Raw genomic sequence first — 18,445 nt, 5'->3', positions numbered from 1 at the left:
CCCAGTAGCTCTGAGTTACAAGCAATGGAGGGGGTCAGCAGACATTAAAAGCGCAGGTGGACGGAGTGTGTGGCAAACTGCCCACCTCTTCTGATTCGCTTCTTTCACCAGAACATGAACACCCAGCCTCGTAGGCTAAAGCCTCATACCGGTGGGGATAAAAGAGGTGCCCCGCCTCCCGTGAGGGGGGCGGAGCACCTCTTCTTGGTGCGTTTGGGGAGCTAAGCCCCTATGCGTTTCTCTTAGGCTACACGAGCCGCAATAACTGTGCGGACTCCAGCGTAGAGCGGGTGCTCAGCATCCAGACCGGTGAGCTGGGCGGTCACGGTGTCCAGATCTGACTCCCCAGCTTTAAGCTCAGCTAGGGTCTGCTGCAGACTAACTGCTTCAGGATCCTCAGCTACATCAAATTCCAGCAGGGCCGCAACGGTGGCCAGAAGGGCATCCGTGGGGCGTCCTAGTTCAGCCAAATCAGCTGCCGGGCCAATGAAGCGTTCATTGCGTGAAATCTTACGCAAGGGAGAACGTCCAACACGGTCAGTGGTGTCAGGCAAATCCTTATTGGCAAAGCGGCTCAGGATTTTTTCAATATAGGCCTGCTGCACCTCGGGCTCAAAACCGAATGTGCGAACGATGAGGTCCTTGGTTTCAGCAAGAGTTGCCTCAACCTTGGCGCGGATCTCATCGTTTGCGAGCGCATCAGAGATTTTTGAGATGCCAGCCTGAGCGCCAAAGTAGGCGAGGGTGGCATGCCCGGTGTTGACGGTGAAGAGTTTGCGGGTGATGTAAGGAGCAAGATCCGCAACCCAGGTTGCACCGTTGATAGCGGGAACGTCATCGCCGAACGGGCCGGTTTCAACAGCCCATTCGTAGTAGTTCTCCACGGTGACATCCAACCCCTGTCCGGGAGCCTGGTTAGGTACGATGCGGTCAACGGCGGTGTTGGCGAAGATTGCCTGTTCATCGGCTGCAGCGTAGTGCTTACGCACTTCTTCAGCCAGACCGTCGGTTGCGTTGATAGCGTTTTCACACGCCATGACGGCGACTTTGCCGGGGGTACCCAGTTCAGCACGCTTCTGCAACCCCTGGGCGATATTAACCGCAACGAACTTGAGCACGGTGGGGCCAACGGCAGTGGTGACGACATCAGCAGTAGCGATTTCCTCAGCGAGCGCGTCGGGGTTCTCTGCTGAGTTGATACCGCGGAAGTTGGTGATAGTGATGTCCTTGGGGTCAGCACCTACCTCATGCACGGTGTAGCTTTCCTCGGTGTTGAGTGCGTCAATGAGAGGAGCGGCAACGTCTGAGAAGACCAGCTCGTAGCCGGCTTCATTGAGGATAACGCCAACAAAGCCGCGGCCGATATTACCGGCGCCGAAATGTACAGCTTTTTTCATTAGCTATTAACCTTTCCGAAGATGTCCAGGATTTCCTGGGCAGTCCTTGCTTCTTCAAGCTGGGCAACAGATGCTTTGTTGGAGAAGGTCTTAGCGATCTTCTGGAGCAGTTCCAAGTGGGTGCCACCTGCGCCAGCGATGCCAATCACGAAGTTGACGGGCTTACCGTTCCAGTCGATGGGCTCATCTAAGCGAATGAAAGACATCGCCGATGAGTGGATGGCGTCCTTAGCTTCATTGGTGCCGTGGGGGATAGCCAGACCGTTGCCCATGAAGGTAGAGACAGAAGCTTCACGCTCATGCATAGCTGCTACGTATGAAGCATCGACCTTACCGGTAGAGACCAGAAGGTCACCTGCCTGCTCAATTGCCGCTGCGCGGTCAGCGGCGCTGGCGCCCAGGACGATGGTGTCGGCGGTCAGCACCTGTTCACCAGCAGGTGTTTCGGTGGCGGTAGCGGCTACCGCAGCGGGGGCAGCTACAGGGGCGGCTTCAGCCGGAGCTGCGGTGGTGCTTTCCTGCTGCTTGCGAATCATCTCAACGATTTCGTCGTAACGGGGGGAACCCATGAAGTTATCGACAGCTACGTGGAGTGCGCTGGGGGTGGGGGTGGCAGCACGATCAGCCAGATCCTGGTGAGAAACGAGCAGGTCGTACTTGTCCTGCAGAGCGTTGATTGCGGAGTTGGTGACGGTGACCTTGTCGCCGAAACCTGCGTCCTTAATCTTGTTACGCAGAACTGAAGCACCCATAGCGGATGAACCCATACCGGCGTCGCAAGCAAAAACGATGCTACGGATTTCCTTGTTGGGACGAGCAGCTGAAGAAGCGAAGGCACCAGCAACTGAGGATTTCTTGCCCTTCATGTCCTGCATCTTCTGAGCAGCAGCTTCAAGATCGTCTTCACCCTTCTTGGAGAAGCGAAGAATCAGAGCAGCTACCAGGAAGGAGACCAGGGTAGCTGCCAGTACACCGGCGTAAACCTTGAAAAGGTCACCGGGCGCAGAAACAGCGGTGATAGCGATGATTGAGCCGGGAGCCGAAGCTGAGGTCAAACCTACATCGAAGGTCAAGAACGTAAACGTACCAGCCATACCGCCAGCAATAGCGGCAGCAATCAGCTGGGGCTTCATCAGAACGTAGGGGAAGTAGATTTCGTGGATACCACCGAAGAAGTGAATCAGGGCTGCACCGGGAGCCGACGCTTTAGCAGCACCGCGGCCGAAGAACATGTAGGCCAGCAGAATACCCAGACCGGGGCCGGGGTTTGCTTCCAGCAGGTAGAGGATGGACTTTCCCATTTCCAGTGACTGCTGGGTACCAAGAGGAGTAATGATGCCGTGGTTAATGGCGTTGTTCAGGAAGAGAACCTTTGCGGGCTCAATCAGCTGCGCGGTCAGCGGCAACAGACCGGTGTTAACCAGCCACTCCACAGCGGCACCAGCACCAGCTTAGATAGCCTTCATGACGGGAGTCAGCAAGAACATCGAAGCAATAGCTGCAATACCGGCAAAGATACCGGCGGAGAAGTTATTGACCAGCATTTCAAAGCCGGGCTTGATCTTGCCGTCCCAGATGCCATCAAGTTTCTTCATGGACCATGCGGCCAGGGGGCCCATGATCATAGCGCCCAAGAACATGGGTGAGCCGCCCTCTTCACCGATGAAGATTTCAGCGCTAGTACCCATGATGACACCCATGGTTGCGGTTGCTCCTACAACACCACCACGGTGTTCGTAGATGAGCTTGCCGCCGGTGTAAGCAATCAGGATGGGCAGAAGGTAGGTCACCATGGGGCTAACCATCGTTGCCACGTATTCACTGAAGCCGGTCAGTGAAGGGAAATATTTGGGGACGAGACCGGCAGGGATGAAGAGCGCGGTAATCAGACCCCACGCAATGAGTGCACCGATATTGGGCATAATCATGCTGGAGAGAAAGGTGCCAAACTTTTGGACGCGCACGCGAACGCTGGCTGGTTTCTTTTCGGACTTAAGCCCTTCTTGTGTGTATTTTCGCGAGGTGCGAGTGAGATGAATAAATCTACTAAACACTCTGTATAGACAAAGAAAACAATACTTAGAGTGGAGTACACCTATTTTACTCCCCGGCACTTCCTTTTAAACATGAGCTTTTCTGCTATTTTTTCACACCTGTTAGACAGGTTTAGATAGGTCATACACAAAGCGCTCACCCTCGTAAAGAGGATGAGCGCTGTGATTGATGAATCTACGGGCTAAATAGCTAGTTCTTTGGCAACGACGGCAGCTAGTGCTTCAGCAGTTGCATCTGCGATGTCCTGCGTCTGGGCTTCTACCATAACGCGGACCAGCGGCTCGGTACCGGAAGGGCGCAGAAGCACCCGGCCGGTATCCCCCAGCTCAGCTTCAGCATCGCGAATAGCCTGTTGTAGAATCTCATTGCCCTGCACGCCTGCGCGGTTCACACCCTTGACGTTGATGAGGCGCTGGGGCGTTGCCTGCATGCGGTTGGCCAGCTCAGATAGCGGCAGGCCGGTGCGTACTAGCTCTGCTGCAATATGCAGACCGGTGAGTACCCCGTCACCGGTTGTGGCGTAGTCGCTCATAATGACGTGACCGGACTGCTCACCACCCAGGTTAAAACCGTTAGCGTTCATAGCTTCCAGCACGTATCGGTCTCCCACCGAAGCACGTTCCAGTTTAATACCGTGTTCCTTGAGGAAAATTTCAAGACCCAGTGAGCTCATGACGGTGGCCACCAGGGTATCGTCCTTGAGTTTTCCGGCGTCCTTCATAGCAAGTGCCAGAATCGACATAATCTGATCGCCGTCCACCAGGTTGCCCTGTTCGTCAACGGCCAAGCAACGGTCAGCATCACCATCATGGGCGATACCTAGGTCAGCTCCCCACTCGACCACCGCTTCCTGTAGCTTCTCGGGGTGGGTTGAGCCCACGCCGTCGTTAATATTAGTGCCATCTGGCTCCGCACCAATCACACGAACCTTAGCGCCGAGGGCATGGAAGGCATCGGGGGAAACACCCGAGGCAGCACCGTGGGCGCAGTCAAGAACGACCTTAAGGCCGTTAAGACGGCGGTGATCAGGAATGGTTGAGAGCAGGTGGGTGACGTAACGGTCTTCACCGTCAGTCAGGGGCCGGATGCGCCCCACGGCACCGTGAGTTGGGAAACGGAAGTCCTTGCTGCTGTAGAGCTCTTCAATAGCATCCTCCAGCGCGTCATCGAGCTTCTTGCCTCCTCGAGCAAGAAACTTAATGCCGTTATCTTCAGCTGCATTGTGAGACGCTGAAATCATGACGCCAAAGTCTGCGCCCGTGCTAGCAACAAGGTAGGCAGCCGCAGGCGTGGGCACCAATCCGGCGTCAAGAACATCAACGCCGGAGGAGGCAAAGCCTGCGGTCATCGCCGCACCGATAAACTCACCCGAGATACGGGAGTCATGCGCGATGACTGCCTTGGGGCGAGTTCCATTTTCAACCGTATTGAACCCAAGAACGATAGACGCGGCTTGCGCCAACTCCATTGCTAGAGCTGGGGTAATTAAATCGTTAGCGAGACCGCGAACACCATCGGTTCCGAATAATCTTTGTGACATCACAGACTATTCTACGACGCTTCACCTAGTTTTCTTCTCTTAGTATGGGAAAACCCTCTGGGTTTTCCGGCACATCATCATCCAACACGTCCGAACCCGAGCCCACAATCAGTGAGTCAGTGGCGCCTACCAGCGCCGTATCCTTGTTGGGGTAATCGAACTGGTTGAGCACATGACGCATAGCCTCCAGGCGTGCACGCTTCTTGTCGTTGGACTTTACCACCGTCCAGGGGGCGTCCCCGGTATCGGTATAGAAGAACATTGCCTCTTTAGCGGCAGTGTAGTCATCCCATTTATCAAGCGAAGCTAGGTCAGTAGGTGACAGCTTCCACTGACGTACAGGATCTGTGCGGCGGGCATTGAAGCGAGCCAGCTGCTCCGCGCGGGTCACGGAAAACCAGAATTTTATGAGCTTGACTCCGGAATTCACCAGCATGCGCTCCAGCTCAGGCACTTCTTGCATGAACTCGTAGTACTGCTGCGAGGTGCAGTAGCCCATGACGCGCTCAACACCTGCCCGGTTGTACCATGAACGGTCCATAAGCACGATTTCACCGCCGGAGGGCAGGTGCTGGATGTAGCGCTGGAAGTACCACTGAGTCTGCTCAATATCGGTTGGTTTCTCTAATGCAACGACGCGGGCGCCACGCGGGTTGAGATGCTCCATGAAACGCTTGATGGCACCGCCCTTACCAGCAGCATCACGGCCCTCAAAGATAATAAGAATCTTCTGCCCGGTCTCTTTGGCCCACAGCTGCAGCTTGATAAGCTCGATTTGCAGAGCTCGCTTCTCTTTCTCGTATTCCTTGCGCCCCAGTTTTTCATCGTAGGGGTAGCCTGCTTTCCAGGCATCCGACGTGGATTCAGAGGAGCCGTTGATTTTTTTCCTCAGCGATTCCATCTCATCAAGTTCAGCGCTGTAGTCTTCAACCACAGAAACACGGCGGGTTTCTTTAGCTAAAGCAGCTTTCACAGCCTGCTTTTTGGGGTCTTCAGCTGGTCTCTGGACTGCCTGAGCGTCTTTGCTCTCCGTCTCAGCGGGGGCGTCTTTGCCCGGTGCGTTCTTAAGGGTCCTAGCGCGGGTGGTTTTCGAAGATGCCATGGGCACCCTTTCTCTCATCGGTACCTTGCACCATCATTCTATGGTTTACATCACCCTGCTCCCACTATTACGCGCACTTAGATTTTTACCCCTGCGCCTGAGAGTTAAACATTTAGCCTTAAAACGAGGCAGCGCCCCACCCGTAGAGGGTGGGACGCTGCCTGTAAGCTGTTGTCGTTGCGTAAGCAACGAAAGTCTTTAGCGCTTTGAGAACTGTGACGCCTTGCGTGCCTTCTTAAGGCCTGCCTTCTTACGTTCGATGACGCGTGCGTCACGGGTAAGGAAGCCAGCCTTCTTGAGGGCGGGGCGGTTGTTCTCGAGGTCGATCTCGTTCAGTGCACGAGCAACGCCCAGACGCAGTGCGCCTGCCTGACCGGAGGGGCCACCACCGGAAATGCGTGCAAATACGTCGTAAGCACCTTCGAGCTCGAGGAGCTTGAAAGGATCGTTAACTTCCTGCTGGTGCAGCTTGTTGGGGAAGTAGTTATCGAGTTCGCGACCATTTACGATCCACTTGCCGGTACCGGGTACCAGGCGAACGCGAGCAACAGCTTCCTTGCGGCGACCTACAGCCTGACCGCCAACGGTCAGTGCGGGGCGGGGAGCCTTCTCAGCTACGGTTTCTGATGATTCTGAAGTGTAGCTAGTCAGCTCTTCTTCGGTGGTGTACTCTTCGTTCTGAGCCACGATGTCTCCTTTAATAGTTCTTTCGTAGGCCCGAATTACTGGGCAACCTGGTTGAATTCGTAGGTCTTGGGCTGCTGAGCTGAGTGGGGGTGCTCAGAACCGGTGTAAACCTTGAGGTTCTTGAGCTGCTGTGCAGCCAGCTTGTTCTTGGGCAGCATGCCCTTAACAGCCTTTTCTACGGCGCGAACGGGGTTGGTTTCCAACAGTTCGGCGTAGTTTACTGACTTCAGACCACCGGGGTAGCCTGAGTGACGGTATGCGCGCTTCTGTTCAAGCTTCGCACCGGTCAGTGCAACCTTTTCTGCGTTGATGATGATGACTGAGTCGCCCATATCAACGTGGGGTGCAAAAGTGGGCTTGTGCTTGCCGCGCAGCAGGATTGCGGTCTGGCTTGCAAGACGGCCGAGAACAACGTCGGAGGCATCAATGATGTGCCACTGGCGGTTGTTATCGCCTGACTTCGGAGTGTAAGTGCGCAAAATTTCGCCTTTTCTCGTTTCGGTAGGGCGCTAGTTGGGTGTCGCGCCTATTTGACTCTCTGTGCGTTAGTGGCAGGGTTTGGGTGAGGGCCAAACGCAACTGCACCACCATTCCTCAGACCTCTTGTTCCCCGTTATGTCCTGCAACTAGACCGAAGAACAGGGTACGAAATGAGGGCGGTGTACGCACAACGTATGAAACTATACAGAAAATCCGGCACTTAATCTAGGTGAAGAAGCCTTAAAACTGCCCTCTTTGAGGTAGCTCACCCTTAATAATGACAAGGGTGTAGTTTTAGAGTTCTCTCTTGTTGCGCGCCCGGTCTGCCTGAGCAGCGTAAGCCGACGCAACGGGGTAGGTGATCTGGTTGAGAGCGAGCCCGCGAGGTGCAGCTAGCCGCACCTGGGAGTCACGCACAGGGTTTTGGATCCGGCTCAAAAGCCAGGGTAGATCTTTGCTTCTCTCCCCCACCATCACCAGGGAGGCGATGAGAGTTCGCACCATATTATGGCAGAAGGCATCCGCTCTAATGGTTGCCTCAATCAGCCCGTCTTCTTGCCGCTCAAAGCTGAGTTCTCGTAGCTCACGGATTGTGGTAGATCCTTCACGGGGCTTGCAGAAGGACAGGAAATCGTGGAGCCCCAGCAGCTCTTGGGCCGCACTGTTCATAAGTTCCAGATCAAGTTCTTTATTAATCTGCCAGGTCAAACCCCGGTAGAGAGGATTGGAGCCGTTTTCCTCCTGATTATCTTCAAGGAGGTAGCGGTAGGAGCGCTCTAGGGCAGAGAAGCGGGCGTCAAAACTAGAGGGAACCTCTACGCAAGCGCTGATAGTAATAGCTTTCTGCAGGAGTCCCTGCAGGCGGGACGGTAAACCCAGCTGTGCTTCAGCGTCAGCTAATGCCCGAGAGAGGGATCCGCGCAATTTGCGGCGCAAAGCTCGGGCCGGTGCGTCTTCACTGCGACCGGGGAGTTTCTTCCAGAGGTCAGTGGGGACATCAAAGTGCACCACCTGGTGCAGGGCGTGCACCCCGGCGTCCGTGCGCCCGGCAACCGTGGTGTAGATGGGCTGACGGAAAATGAGAGCCAGAGCCTCTTCAAGAACACTTTGAACAGTGACCAGACCAGGCTGTTTGGCCCAGCCGGCAAAGGGGGTGCCGTCATAGGCAAAGTCGATACGGACCCGCATGGTCGGCTTGAATTCAGCCGGCAAAGACTCCGTTGCTGCGGCTCCCAAGGGATGGTGGTTCACGGTGCTCCTGGTCAGTCGTATTGGTTTCGCACTTACTTTACCGGTTTTGTGCTGTAGGATAACGGGCGGCTGCTGGCTCATGACTTGAGTGAATCACAGCTAGTGCAGGTTTTCCGAGCTTGCGCGATAACTTACATCAGTTGTGAGAGGGTCAGCAGGTATCCGTGATCCTGCAGCATATTAAACACAGAAAATGGTGGCCCTCCCCCATTCGGGAAGAGCCACCAGTTAATCGACCGGAGTGTGTCTCTAGGAGATTACTCGGAGATGGTCTGTGCTGCTACACCACCAGCAGGTGCGTAACCTGCTGCTTCAGCTGATTCCTTGGTGTCGAACCAGATTTCAGCCTGAGTGTTCGAGTACCAGCGTGAGCCAGGTACGTGGTACTTCATGGAGCCAGCGTTACCCTTGATCTCGAAGCCTTCAGGAGCTTCGCCGTTCTCGAGTGCTGCTGCTGCGCCTGCAGGCAGGTCGGTTGAAGTAGCTTCGGTAGTGGTCTCAACCGGTGCTGCTGCTGCAACGGGTGCTGCCTTTTCAGCGGCGGGTGCTGCTGCTTCGGTCACTGCGGTTGCTTCGGCTACTGCTGCCTTGGCACCCATGGGCTCCATCACGAGTTCGATAACTGCCATGGGAGCGTTGTCGCCCTTGCGGTTACCGATCTTAGTGATTCGGGTGTAGCCACCGGGGCGCTCTGCCATTGCGGGTGCAATGACGGTGAACAGCTCGTGGACCACGGTCTTGTTGCCGATGGAGCGTAGGACGCGGCGACGTGCGTTGAGGTCACCCTTCTTAGCGAAGGTGATGAGACGCTCAGCGACGGGGCGCATGCGCTTTGCCTTGGTCAGGGTGGTGGTGATGCGCTTGTGCTCAAAGAGCTGCTGAGACAGGTTGTTCAGCATGATGCGCTCATGGGTCGGTGATCCGCCGAGGCGGGGACCCTTAGTGGGAGTAGGCATAATTTATTCTCCTGTTTGCCGTTCCTGCACCCGTACCAGGTAGTGCGGGAACCAAAGATGTTTGACGGGTGTAACGCTTACGCGTTGACTGCCGGTGTCTTAGTAGTCGCTGCCGTAGCTGTCGTCGTCCTGCAGGCGTGATGCCAGGTCCATTCCCGCGGGTGAATCCTTGAGGGAGAGGCCAAGCTCGGTGAGCTTTGCTTTGACTTCGTCGATGGACTTGGCACCAAAGTTGCGGATGTCCATGAGGTCTGCTTCGCTGCGAGTCACGAGTTCACCCACGGTGTGGATGCCTTCGCGCTTGAGGCAGTTGTAGGAGCGGACGGTCATGTCCAGGTCTTCGATGGGCAGAGCGAGGTCTGCTGCCATTGACTCGTCAGCGGGTGACGGGCCAACTTCGATACCTTCTGCTGCGGTGTTCAGTTCACGTGCTAGGCCGAAGAGCTCAACTAGGGTGTTACCTGCTGATGCTACTGCGTCGCGGGGAGCGATTGCTTCCTTAGTTTCGACGTCCAAAGTCAAGGAGTCGAAGTCGGTGCGCTGCTCAACACGGGTTGCGCTAACACGGAAGGTGACCTTCAGAACGGGTGAGTAGATGGAGTCGACCGGGATACGGCCAATCTCGGCATCGCCTGACTTGTTCTGAGCTGCCGAAACGTAGCCGCGGCCGCGTTCGATGGTCAGTTCCGCGTTGAAGTTAGCGCGGTTGTTGAGGGTTGCGATGTGGAGATCCGGGTTGTGGATCTCTACGCCTGCAGGCACCTCGATGTCGGCTGCGGTGAGTTCACCTTCGCCCTGCTTGCGCAGGTAGGCGATGACGGGCTCGTCATTCTCTGAGGAGACTGAGAGCTTCTTGATGTTCAAGATGATCTCGGTGACGTCCTCGGTGACGCCTTCTACGGTGCTAAATTCGTGCAACACACCATCGATGCGGATGCTGGTAACAGCAGCGCCGGGGATGGAGGATAGAAGGGTGCGACGGAGTGAGTTGCCCAGGGTGTAGCCGAAGCCGGGCTCGAGGGGCTCGATGGTGAAACGTGAACGGTTTTCCGATACGTATTCTTCACGCAGGATGGGGCGCTGTGCAATGAGCACTTTGTTTCCTTTCGGTGAGCATCCGCTATATGAGCTCACAGGTTGGGAAAAACGTGTGAGGAAGCAGACGAAGCAGTCTGTTCATTGACCTCAAACCGTGTGGTGTGAGGTCTCCCGATAAATCGGGACGCGTCCTGTGGACGAGCGGCTTAGACGTGGCGGCGCTTCGGGGGGCGGCAGCCGTTGTGTGCAACGGGGGTGACGTCCTGAATTGAGCCAACTTCGAGGCCGGTAGCCTGCAGTGAGCGGATAGCGGTTTCGCGACCGGGGCCGGGGCCCTTGACGAATACGTCTACCTTACGTACACCGTGCTCCTGAGCGCGCTTTGCAGCGGTTTCGGCAGCCATCTGAGCAGCGTAGGGGGTTGACTTACGTGAACCCTTGAAGCCCATTTCACCTGCTGATGACCAGGAGATAACAGCACCTGAAGGATCGGTGATCGATACGATGGTGTTGTTAAAGGTTGATTTGATGTGCGCCTGACCGGCGACAATGTTCTTAGATACCTTGCGGCGGCCGGTCTTGCGGGCCGCTGCGCGAGTCTTGGGAGGCATTTTTGATTCTCCTACAAAGTTTTGGTTGAAGTGTTGGTCTTACTGAACGGGCAAGACTGAGGCAACACTGTTTACTTCTTCTTACCTGCGACGGTACGCTTCGGACCCTTACGGGTACGTGCGTTGGTCTTGGTGCGCTGGCCGTGTACGGGAAGACCACGGCGGTGACGCAGACCCTGGTAGCTACCGATTTCAACCTTGCGGCGGATATCTGCAGCAACCTCGCGGCGAAGGTCACCTTCAACCTTGTAGTTACCTTCGATGAAGTCACGAAGTGCTACGAGCTGCGAATCGTCAAGGTCCTTGACGCGGATGTTGGGATCAACACCGGTTGCAGCGAGAGCTTCTTTTGCACGGGTCTTACCCACGCCGTAGATGTAAGTGAGAGCAATCTCCACGCGCTTTTCGCGGGGAATATCGACTCCAGCGAGACGTGCCATAGTTGGCTTCTCCTTGCTTTCGCAGAGGTCTGTGACATCACTGCCCGCAATTCTTTGCGGTCCCCGGCCTCTGTGCCCGAGGGTATCCTAGGTTTTCCTAGGAGCGGTGCCATTTTTCAGTTAGTTCCGCACCTTTCAGCGCGGTGTTCAGCGTTCTAGGGGTTTAGCCCTGGCGCTGCTTGTGGCGCGGGTTTTCGCAGATCACCATGACCACACCGTGACGGCGGATCACTTTGCACTTATCGCAGATCGGCTTAACGCTCGGCTTGACCTTCATCGCATTCCTTTGCGTTGATTTTCAGCTATTGCTTTGGACGGGCGGGGTAAGAGGTTCTGCGTCCCGCAAGCGGGTGGTAGAACTGTTTACCCCTTTTACACGGCGCAAACACCACGCACTGGTGGTGTTTGGTTGGTGTTTATTTGTAGCGGTAGACGATACGACCGCGTGAGAGGTCGTAGGGGCTCAGCTCGACTACTACTCGGTCCTCAGGCAGGATTCGAATGTAGTGCTGACGCATCTTGCCTGAGATGTGTGCAAGTACTTTATGTCCGTTGTCTAGCTCAACGCGGAATGACGCGTTGGGCAGTGCTTCGACCACGGTACCTTCGATCTCGATGACGCCGTCTTTCTTGGCCATATCCTCCGCTTTACGTTTGTGCTCACAGCTTTCGCTGCGGGCAGTTTGTAGTGTTTTTCTGTTGCAACCGTTATCCCGCGTAAGTGCGGGTGCCGGGCGCTTTAAGGCAGGAGCCTTTTGGGCACAGACGACCAACACACAAATATACGCGAAAAAACATTAAATGTTAACGCTTTGCGGCAAAGTTGCTTGACCTCACACTTATGTGGCTTAGTCTTCCTTAGCTGCCAACTGGCCGCAGGCTCCGTCAATATCACTGCCACGGGTATCGCGCACGGTCACGGGGATACCGTGGGCACGCAGGCGCTCTACGAAGTTTTGCTCGACGCCCTTGCGGGAGGCAGTCCATTTGGAGCCGGGAGTTGGGTTGAGAGGGATGGGGTTAACGTGCACCCAGCCGCGCCCGCGTGAGGCAAGTTTTTTGCCCAGAAGATCGGCGCGCCAGCCCTGGTCGTTAATATCGCGAATCAGAGCGTACTCAATGGAGATGCGACGGCCGGTGGTGCGGTAGTAGTCGTAGGCAGCATCCAGGGTCTCATCAACCTTCCAGCGCTGGTTGATGGGGATGAGCTCATCACGTAGCTCATCATCCGGGGCGTGGAGTGAGAGGGCAAGGGTGATGGGCAGTTTTTCCATCTCGAATTTGCGGATGCCGGGAACCAACCCCACGGTGGACATGGTGAGCCCGCGTGCGCTGATACCCAGGCCTTCGGGTGAGGAATCAATGAGGCGGTGCACAGCGCCCATAGTCTGCTTGTAGTTGGCTAGTGCTTCCCCCATGCCCATAAACACGATGTTGGAGACGCGTAGCGGGCGAGTATCTTCAGCTCCGTCTGTTGCCTGTTCTAGACCCTTCATTTCTTTAAGGTAGCGGGCGCCGGCTACAACCTGCTCCACGATTTCAGCGGTGGATAGGTTACGTGTCAGGCCCTGCTGACCGGTGGCGCAGAAGGGGCAGTTCATGCCGCAGCCAGCTTGGGATGAGATACACATGGTCACGCGGTTTTCATAGCGCATGATGACGGACTCCACCAGGGCACCGTCGAAGAGACGGTGGACTACTTTGAGGGTGTCTCCCCCATCAGCTTCAAGGGTGCGGACGGTGGTGAGTAGCTGAGGCATAGCGTCAGCTACCATTTGTTCACGCTCTGCAGCCGGCAGGTCGGTCATGTGCTCAGGATCAGTGACCAGGCGCTCAAAGTAGTGTTTTGAGAGCTGGGCAGCACGGAAAGGCTTGTAGCCAAGTTCTGCCAAAAATTCTCGGCGCCCTGCCATGTCGAAGTCAGCGATATGGCGAGGGGGCTTTCCGCGGCGCGGTGCCTGCAGAATGATCTGGCCTGGTGCGGGCCGGGCGGTTGAGATTTCAACCGGGGTTTTGGTGGAAGTATCAGTCATAAAGTGTCCTGTGAGATGCAAACGGCTAAAGGCCGGTTAGTGATGGTGGAAGAAAGTATTTAGGCGGGAATGGGTTTAACAGTGACACCAAGTTTAGAGAGTTCAGAAGCCCCACCGTCCTCTGCGGTGAGCACCCAGATACCCTCGGAGTGAATGGCAATGGAGTGTTCCCATTGGCAGGCGTCCCCGCCGTCTACAGTTTTGATGGTCCAGTCATCCTCCAGGGTAATGGTTTCAATACCACCGGTGGTGAGCATGGGTTCGATAGCCAGTGCCATCCCCTTTTTGAGGCGAGGGCCCAGGTCGCGGGCAGCATAGTTGAGTACATCAGGTGCCATGTGCATGGAGGTACCGATGCCATGGCCCACGAAATCCTCGATGATGCCGTATTTGTCGCCGGTTTCCTCGCGGACGAAGTGTTCAATGGCGAACCCGATTTCGCCCACCTTTTTAGCGGTAGCAGCAGCCGCGATACCGTGCCAAAGGGCAGCCCGTGTAATCTCTGAAAGCTCGCGACGAGCCGCCGAGACGTTGCCAATAAGAGCGGTTCGGGCAGAGTCACCATGCCAGGTTTTACCCTGAGCGTCCTGAACGGTCGCTCCACCGTCGATGGAAATCATGTCTCCATCAGATAGGGTGCGCTCCCCCGGGATACCGTGCACCACTTCATCATTGACCGAGGTGCAAACGGTCGCTGGGTAGTCATAGTAACCCAAGAAGTTCGAGCCCGCGCCGTGTTCTGCAAGCACCCCCCGGAACACACGGTCGAGTTCAGCGGTGCTGACGCCGGGTGCGGCAGCGGCTACAGCAGCGTCCAGGGCACGGGAGGTAATAATGCCTGCTCGTGCCATGTGGGCCAGCTGGGCATCGGTTTTATACTCGATACGGCGCATAGTTATCTCACTTCTCTTTCTACTCGGGTCAAAAGCCAAGCTGTTCCATTGTGGTTTAAACACCTGTGCCCCCGCAATGACCGGGGGCACAGGGACGAGCAGGAGGCCTTACTTCAGAGCGTCCATGATACGGGTGGTAACCTCATCGATCTCGCCGAGACCGTCAATGGAGGTGACTAGCCCGCGCTCGCTATAAATAGCTACGAGCGGCGCAGTTTCTTCCTCGTACACCTTGAGACGGTGGCGGATGACCTCTTCGTTGTCATCCGAGCGGCCCTGTTCTGCGGCGCGGCCCAGAAGACGCTGAACCAGCTCTTCATTATCGGCAACCAGCAAGAGCACCTGGCCGATTTCCTGGCCCATATCGGTCAGGATGTCATCAAGTTCAGAAACCTGAGCTACGTTGCGGGGGTATCCATCCAGCAGGAAGCCATCGGTGCAGTCTTCTTCTGCCAGACGCGCACGAACCATGCGGTTGGTCACCGAGTCCGGTACTAGGTTTCCCTCGTCGATGTAGCCCTTAGCTTCCTTACCCAGCTCAGTTTCTTCCTTAATGTTCTTGCGGAAGATGTCACCGGTTGAGATGGCAGGGATGTTCAGCTTTTCAGCGATTTTTACAGCCTGGGTGCCTTTACCTGCACCGGGAGGGCCAATGATGAGCAAACGATTCATCGGAGCAATCCTTCGTAGTTGCGTTGTTGAAGTTGAGCGTCAATCTGCTTGATAGTATCAAGACCGACGCCGATAACGATCAGCAGTGAAGCACCGCCGAGCGGAAAATTCTGGTTAGCATCAAAGAGCACCAGTGCAATGAGCGGAATCAGAGCGAGAACCGCTAGGTAGGTTGCACCGGGCAGGGTAATGCGGTTTAGCACATAGGTGAGGTATTCCTGGGTGGGCCGACCTGCGCGCACACCCGGAATGAAACCACCATACTTCTTCATATTACCGGCCACTTCTTCTGTATTGAAGGTGATGGAAACGTAGAAGTATGCGAACCCAAGGATCATCAAGAAGTACATAATCATGTAGAGAGGGTGATCCCCTGTTATCAGGTAGGTGTTAATCCAGTTGACCCATTCCGGTGGCTGACGCCCGTCAGACGGTGTATTGAACTGGGCAATCAGACCTGGCAGCATCAGCATAGATGAAGCGAAAATCAGTGGGATAACGCCAGCCATGTTGACCTTGAGCGGAATGTAGGTTGAGGTTCCGCCGATAGTCCGGCGGCCCACCATACGCTTAGCGTATTGTACGGGGATACGGCGCTGGGACTGCTCAACGAAGACAACAGCCACAATCACCAGAAGCCCAATGCCCATCACGGCGGCGAAGATCCCCCAGCCCTGGGTCTGCAGAATAGAACCGAAAGCGGTGGGGAAGGACGCTGCGATGGAGGTGAAAATGAGCAAGGACATACCGTTGCCAACACCCTTTTCGGTGATTTGCTCGCCCAGCCACATCACGACGCCGGTACCTGCGGTCAGAGTCGTAATAATGAGTAGGATGTTCAAAATACCGTCATCCGGAATAATGGGCAGGGTACACCCCTGTAGCAAAGTACCGTTCTGAGCCAGCGTAACGATGGTCGTTGCGTTGAGAACAGCCAGGGCGATAGTGAGGTAGCGGGTGTACTGGGTCAGCTTAGTTTGCCCCTGGGCGCCCTCCTCATGCAATTGCTGGAACCTGGGAATTACAACGCGTAGAAGCTGAACAATGATGCTCGCGGTAATGTACGGCATCACGCCCAGGGCAAAAATCGAAAGTTGCAACAGAGCGCCGCCGCTGAAGAGGTTGATCATACCGTAGACACCGCTGGTAGCGGTGATATTCGATAGACACTGTTGCACGTTCCCGTAGGAAATACCGGGGGCAGGGATGAAAACACCTAACCGGTAAATGATGATAATGCCCAGGGTAAACAGCAGCTTGTTGCGCAGGTCGGGGATCGTAAAAGCCCGCCCGAAACCGCTAAGCACATGTCCTCCTGAAAAAAGTTTTAGTCTGCCAATGTGCGCTCCAAAGATGGTCTTGAGAGCACCTGCAGTTACACAATCTTCTCAAGTGTAACGCTTATATCTCTTAATTAGCCGGAAACGGGGCAGTTACGCTCGGTGCATAGAACACATTTACCGTTTAAGTAAGGTTGAGCCACCGTTTGTAGGCATCGCGAATGAGAAAGGGGTGCCCCGCGCTGAAACGCGGGGCACCCCTACCGAAGTCAATCGGTCATCAAGACTACTTGACGGTTACTGAACCGCCAGCTGCCTCAATCTTAGCCTTAGCTGACTCTGAAACCTTGTCAACAGTTACGGTGTAAGCTGCTGAGATTTCACCGGTGCCAAGAACCTTGACGAGTTCGTTCTTGCGAACTGCGCCTGCTGCTACAAGAGCGTCAACGGTGATGTCGCCGCCCTCGGGGAACAGTTCCGCGATGCGTTCCAGGTTAACAACCTGGTACTCGGTGCGGAAAGGGTTCTTGAAGCCGCGGAGCTTGGGAAGGCGCATGTGCAGCGGAAGCTGACCACCTTCGAAGCCGGCGCGAACCTGGTAACGAGCCTTGGTACCTTTAGTACCGCGACCTGCGGTCTTACCCTTTGAGCCTTCACCGCGGCCAACGCGGGTCTTTGCCTTGTGGGCACCCGGTGCGGGGCGCAGATCGTGAATTTTGATAGCGTCGTTATTTTCTACTGCCATCTTTACTTGACCTCCTCAACCTGAATCAGGTGAGCAACGGTGTTGATCATGCCGCAGGTTACAGCGTCAGCAGTGCGAACAACCTTGTTGCCGGGGCGCTTGAGGCCCAAGGAACGGAGGGTGTCGCGCATGTTCTGCTTCTCACCAACGTATGACTTGATCTGAGTGATTTCCAGCTGTGCGTCGCTGGGCTTAATACGCTTACCGGTCATTACGCACCTGCCTTTTCAGACTTGGTGTTCAGCAGGTAGCCGGGGATAACCTCATCCTGGGGCAGACCACGGCGTGCTGCAACAGCTGCGGGCTCTTCGAGCTGGCGAAGTGCTTCAATTGCTGCGTGAACAATGTTGATCTGGTTTGATGAACCCAGTGACTTGGACAGAACATCGTGGATGCCTGCTGCCTCAAGTACGGCGCGGACGGGACCACCGGCGATAATACCGGTACCAGCGGTAGCGGGGCGGAGCATAACTACGCCTGCTGCTGCTTCACCCTGAACACGGTGAGGAATGGTGCGGCCTTCAATACGGGGAACGCGGAAGAAGTTTTTCTTTGCTTCTTCAACACCCTTAGAGATAGCTGCGGGAACTTCCTTCGCCTTGCCGTAGCCAACGCCAACCATACCGTTACCGTCACCAACAACGACAAGTGCGGTGAAGCTGAAGCGACGACCACCCTTGACGACCTTGGAGACGCGGTTGATGGTGACAACGCGCTCGATGAACTTATCCTTCTCTTCTTCGCGACCACGGTTACCACGACGGTCACCGCGCTCGCCGCGGTTGCCGCGGCGATCGCCACGGTCGTTGCGGCGCTCTTCGCGCTTCTCGGAAGTTTCAGCGGTAGCTTCTGCGGTAGCTTCAGTCACCTGAGTTTCCTTTTCGTTTACAGTCTGCTCGCTCATTAGAGTGCAAGACCCCCTTCGCGTGCGCCTTCTGCAACTGCTGCGACACGGCCGTGGTACTTATTACCACCGCGGTCGAAGACAACTGCTTCTACGCCAGCAGCCTTGGCACGCTCTGCTACGAGCTCACCAACGCGCTTAGCTTTAGCGGTCTTGTCCATGTCTGAGCCACGGAGTTCTGCTTCCATGGTGGAGGCGTATGCCAGGGTGTGACCCTGAACATCGTCAATCACCTGGACGAACATGTGACGAGCTGAACGGGTTACGGACAGGCGGGGGCGTGTAGCGGTGCCTGAAACGTACTTGCGAACGCGTGCGTGACGGCGTGCGCGCTGTGCTGACTTAGTCTTTACAGCCATTG

The 18,445-nt window shown here is 55.7% G+C and carries 20 protein-coding genes and 1 pseudogene; all 21 read right to left on the bottom strand.

Features of this window, described 5'->3' with window-relative positions; genetic code table 11:
- Positions 1-242: 242 nt before the first annotated feature.
- On the bottom strand, positions 243-1,397 hold the full coding sequence (locus tag ABD982_RS02610; RefSeq protein WP_345444362.1) for a mannitol-1-phosphate 5-dehydrogenase: 1,155 nt from the start codon (positions 1,395-1,397) through the stop codon (positions 243-245).
- Positions 1,397-3,325 (bottom strand): annotated as a pseudogene (locus ABD982_RS02605) (PTS mannitol transporter subunit IICBA). The gene ABD982_RS02610 and the pseudogene ABD982_RS02605 overlap by 1 nt, the downstream one beginning before the upstream one ends.
- Positions 3,326-3,633: 308 nt before the next feature.
- The gene (gene glmM, locus ABD982_RS02600; protein ID WP_345444360.1) at positions 3,634-4,992 is read right to left on the bottom strand and encodes a phosphoglucosamine mutase; all 1,359 of its coding nucleotides are present in this window, start codon (positions 4,990-4,992) and stop codon (positions 3,634-3,636) included.
- 25 nt (positions 4,993-5,017) lie between these two features.
- A complete protein-coding gene (ppk2, locus tag ABD982_RS02595) occupies positions 5,018-6,094 on the bottom strand; it encodes a polyphosphate kinase 2 (RefSeq protein ID WP_345444357.1) in 1,077 nt (358 codons plus the stop codon).
- 198 nt (positions 6,095-6,292) lie between these two features.
- Positions 6,293-6,781: a 30S ribosomal protein S9 gene (rpsI, locus tag ABD982_RS02590; protein WP_251379226.1), complete on the bottom strand. Its 489-nt coding sequence runs from the start codon at positions 6,779-6,781 to the stop codon at positions 6,293-6,295.
- A 35-nt stretch (positions 6,782-6,816) separates the two neighbouring features.
- Positions 6,817-7,260, bottom strand: coding sequence for a 50S ribosomal protein L13 (gene rplM / locus ABD982_RS02585; RefSeq protein WP_237202253.1), 444 nt, complete (start codon positions 7,258-7,260; stop codon positions 6,817-6,819).
- 295 nt (positions 7,261-7,555) lie between these two features.
- Entirely contained in the window at positions 7,556-8,512 is a 957-nt protein-coding gene (gene truA / locus ABD982_RS02580) for a tRNA pseudouridine(38-40) synthase TruA (RefSeq protein WP_345444353.1), read from the bottom strand.
- A 257-nt stretch (positions 8,513-8,769) separates the two neighbouring features.
- Positions 8,770-9,468, bottom strand: a complete 699-nt coding sequence (gene rplQ, locus ABD982_RS02575) for a 50S ribosomal protein L17, sunset domain variant (protein WP_251379228.1) — start codon at positions 9,466-9,468, stop codon at positions 8,770-8,772.
- A 99-nt stretch (positions 9,469-9,567) separates the two neighbouring features.
- Positions 9,568-10,563: a DNA-directed RNA polymerase subunit alpha gene (locus tag ABD982_RS02570; protein ID WP_251379229.1), complete on the bottom strand. Its 996-nt coding sequence runs from the start codon at positions 10,561-10,563 to the stop codon at positions 9,568-9,570.
- 149 nt (positions 10,564-10,712) lie between these two features.
- Complete coding sequence (gene rpsK / locus ABD982_RS02565; protein WP_237202257.1) at positions 10,713-11,117, bottom strand: 30S ribosomal protein S11; 405 nt, start codon at positions 11,115-11,117, stop codon at positions 10,713-10,715.
- A 71-nt stretch (positions 11,118-11,188) separates the two neighbouring features.
- Complete coding sequence (gene rpsM / locus ABD982_RS02560; RefSeq protein ID WP_251379230.1) at positions 11,189-11,557, bottom strand: 30S ribosomal protein S13; 369 nt, start codon at positions 11,555-11,557, stop codon at positions 11,189-11,191.
- 163 nt (positions 11,558-11,720) lie between these two features.
- Positions 11,721-11,834, bottom strand: a complete 114-nt coding sequence (rpmJ, locus tag ABD982_RS02555) for a 50S ribosomal protein L36 (RefSeq protein WP_004005257.1) — start codon at positions 11,832-11,834, stop codon at positions 11,721-11,723.
- A gap of 139 nt (positions 11,835-11,973) precedes the next feature.
- A complete protein-coding gene (gene infA / locus ABD982_RS02550; protein ID WP_083090737.1) occupies positions 11,974-12,195 on the bottom strand; it encodes a translation initiation factor IF-1 in 222 nt (73 codons plus the stop codon).
- Positions 12,196-12,405: 210 nt separating this feature from the next.
- Positions 12,406-13,590: a dual-specificity RNA methyltransferase RlmN gene (rlmN, locus tag ABD982_RS02545; protein ID WP_345444316.1), complete on the bottom strand. Its 1,185-nt coding sequence runs from the start codon at positions 13,588-13,590 to the stop codon at positions 12,406-12,408.
- A gap of 59 nt (positions 13,591-13,649) precedes the next feature.
- Positions 13,650-14,483 (bottom strand): type I methionyl aminopeptidase, encoded by an 834-nt coding sequence (gene map / locus ABD982_RS02540; RefSeq protein WP_345444313.1) that lies wholly within the window; start codon positions 14,481-14,483, stop codon positions 13,650-13,652.
- Positions 14,484-14,591: 108 nt separating this feature from the next.
- Positions 14,592-15,155 (bottom strand): adenylate kinase, encoded by a 564-nt coding sequence (locus ABD982_RS02535; protein WP_251379233.1) that lies wholly within the window; start codon positions 15,153-15,155, stop codon positions 14,592-14,594.
- Positions 15,152-16,462 (bottom strand): preprotein translocase subunit SecY, encoded by a 1,311-nt coding sequence (gene secY, locus ABD982_RS02530; protein ID WP_251379234.1) that lies wholly within the window; start codon positions 16,460-16,462, stop codon positions 15,152-15,154. Before secY ends, ABD982_RS02535 begins: the two co-directional genes overlap by 4 nt.
- Before the next feature lie 259 nt (positions 16,463-16,721).
- On the bottom strand, positions 16,722-17,180 hold the full coding sequence (rplO, locus tag ABD982_RS02525) for a 50S ribosomal protein L15 (protein WP_251379235.1): 459 nt from the start codon (positions 17,178-17,180) through the stop codon (positions 16,722-16,724).
- A 2-nt stretch (positions 17,181-17,182) separates the two neighbouring features.
- Positions 17,183-17,392 (bottom strand): 50S ribosomal protein L30, encoded by a 210-nt coding sequence (gene rpmD / locus ABD982_RS02520; protein ID WP_251379236.1) that lies wholly within the window; start codon positions 17,390-17,392, stop codon positions 17,183-17,185.
- Positions 17,392-18,084, bottom strand: coding sequence for a 30S ribosomal protein S5 (rpsE, locus tag ABD982_RS02515; protein WP_285835632.1), 693 nt, complete (start codon positions 18,082-18,084; stop codon positions 17,392-17,394). The genes rpmD and rpsE overlap by 1 nt, the downstream gene beginning before the upstream one ends.
- On the bottom strand, positions 18,084-18,443 hold the full coding sequence (gene rplR / locus ABD982_RS02510; RefSeq protein ID WP_237202265.1) for a 50S ribosomal protein L18: 360 nt from the start codon (positions 18,441-18,443) through the stop codon (positions 18,084-18,086). The genes rpsE and rplR overlap by 1 nt, the downstream gene beginning before the upstream one ends.
- Positions 18,444-18,445 lie beyond the last annotated feature (2 nt).

Origin of the sequence: Rothia endophytica (genome assembly GCF_039543885.1) — a bacterium.
GTDB lineage: Bacteria > Actinomycetota > Actinomycetes > Actinomycetales > Micrococcaceae > Rothia > Rothia endophytica.
Note: the sequence above shows the minus strand (reverse complement) of the source record. Positions and strands in the feature narration are given on the sequence as shown.

Excerpts from the sequence above, each read along its gene's own strand:
- ABD982_RS02610 (WP_345444362.1), bottom strand. The coding sequence starts at position 1,397 with ATGAAAAAAGCTGTACATTTCGGCGCCGGTAATATCGGCCGCGGCTTT.
- glmM (WP_345444360.1), bottom strand. The coding sequence starts at position 4,992 with ATGTCACAAAGATTATTCGGAACCGATGGTGTTCGCGGTCTCGCTAAC.
- ppk2 (WP_345444357.1), bottom strand. The coding sequence starts at position 6,094 with ATGGCATCTTCGAAAACCACCCGCGCTAGGACCCTTAAGAACGCACCG.
- rplQ (WP_251379228.1), bottom strand. The coding sequence starts at position 9,468 with ATGCCTACTCCCACTAAGGGTCCCCGCCTCGGCGGATCACCGACCCAT.
- rpsK (WP_237202257.1), bottom strand. The coding sequence starts at position 11,117 with ATGCCTCCCAAGACTCGCGCAGCGGCCCGCAAGACCGGCCGCCGCAAG.
- rpsM (WP_251379230.1), bottom strand. The coding sequence starts at position 11,557 with ATGGCACGTCTCGCTGGAGTCGATATTCCCCGCGAAAAGCGCGTGGAG.
- rpmJ (WP_004005257.1), bottom strand. The coding sequence starts at position 11,834 with ATGAAGGTCAAGCCGAGCGTTAAGCCGATCTGCGATAAGTGCAAAGTG.
- infA (WP_083090737.1), bottom strand. The coding sequence starts at position 12,195 with ATGGCCAAGAAAGACGGCGTCATCGAGATCGAAGGTACCGTGGTCGAA.
- rlmN (WP_345444316.1), bottom strand. The coding sequence starts at position 13,590 with ATGACTGATACTTCCACCAAAACCCCGGTTGAAATCTCAACCGCCCGG.
- map (WP_345444313.1), bottom strand. The coding sequence starts at position 14,483 with ATGCGCCGTATCGAGTATAAAACCGATGCCCAGCTGGCCCACATGGCA.
- ABD982_RS02535 (WP_251379233.1), bottom strand. The coding sequence starts at position 15,155 with ATGAATCGTTTGCTCATCATTGGCCCTCCCGGTGCAGGTAAAGGCACC.
- rplO (WP_251379235.1), bottom strand. The coding sequence starts at position 17,180 with ATGGCAGTAGAAAATAACGACGCTATCAAAATTCACGATCTGCGCCCC.
- rpmD (WP_251379236.1), bottom strand. The coding sequence starts at position 17,392 with ATGACCGGTAAGCGTATTAAGCCCAGCGACGCACAGCTGGAAATCACT.
- rpsE (WP_285835632.1), bottom strand. The coding sequence starts at position 18,084 with ATGAGCGAGCAGACTGTAAACGAAAAGGAAACTCAGGTGACTGAAGCT.
- rplR (WP_237202265.1), bottom strand. The coding sequence starts at position 18,443 with ATGGCTGTAAAGACTAAGTCAGCACAGCGCGCACGCCGTCACGCACGC.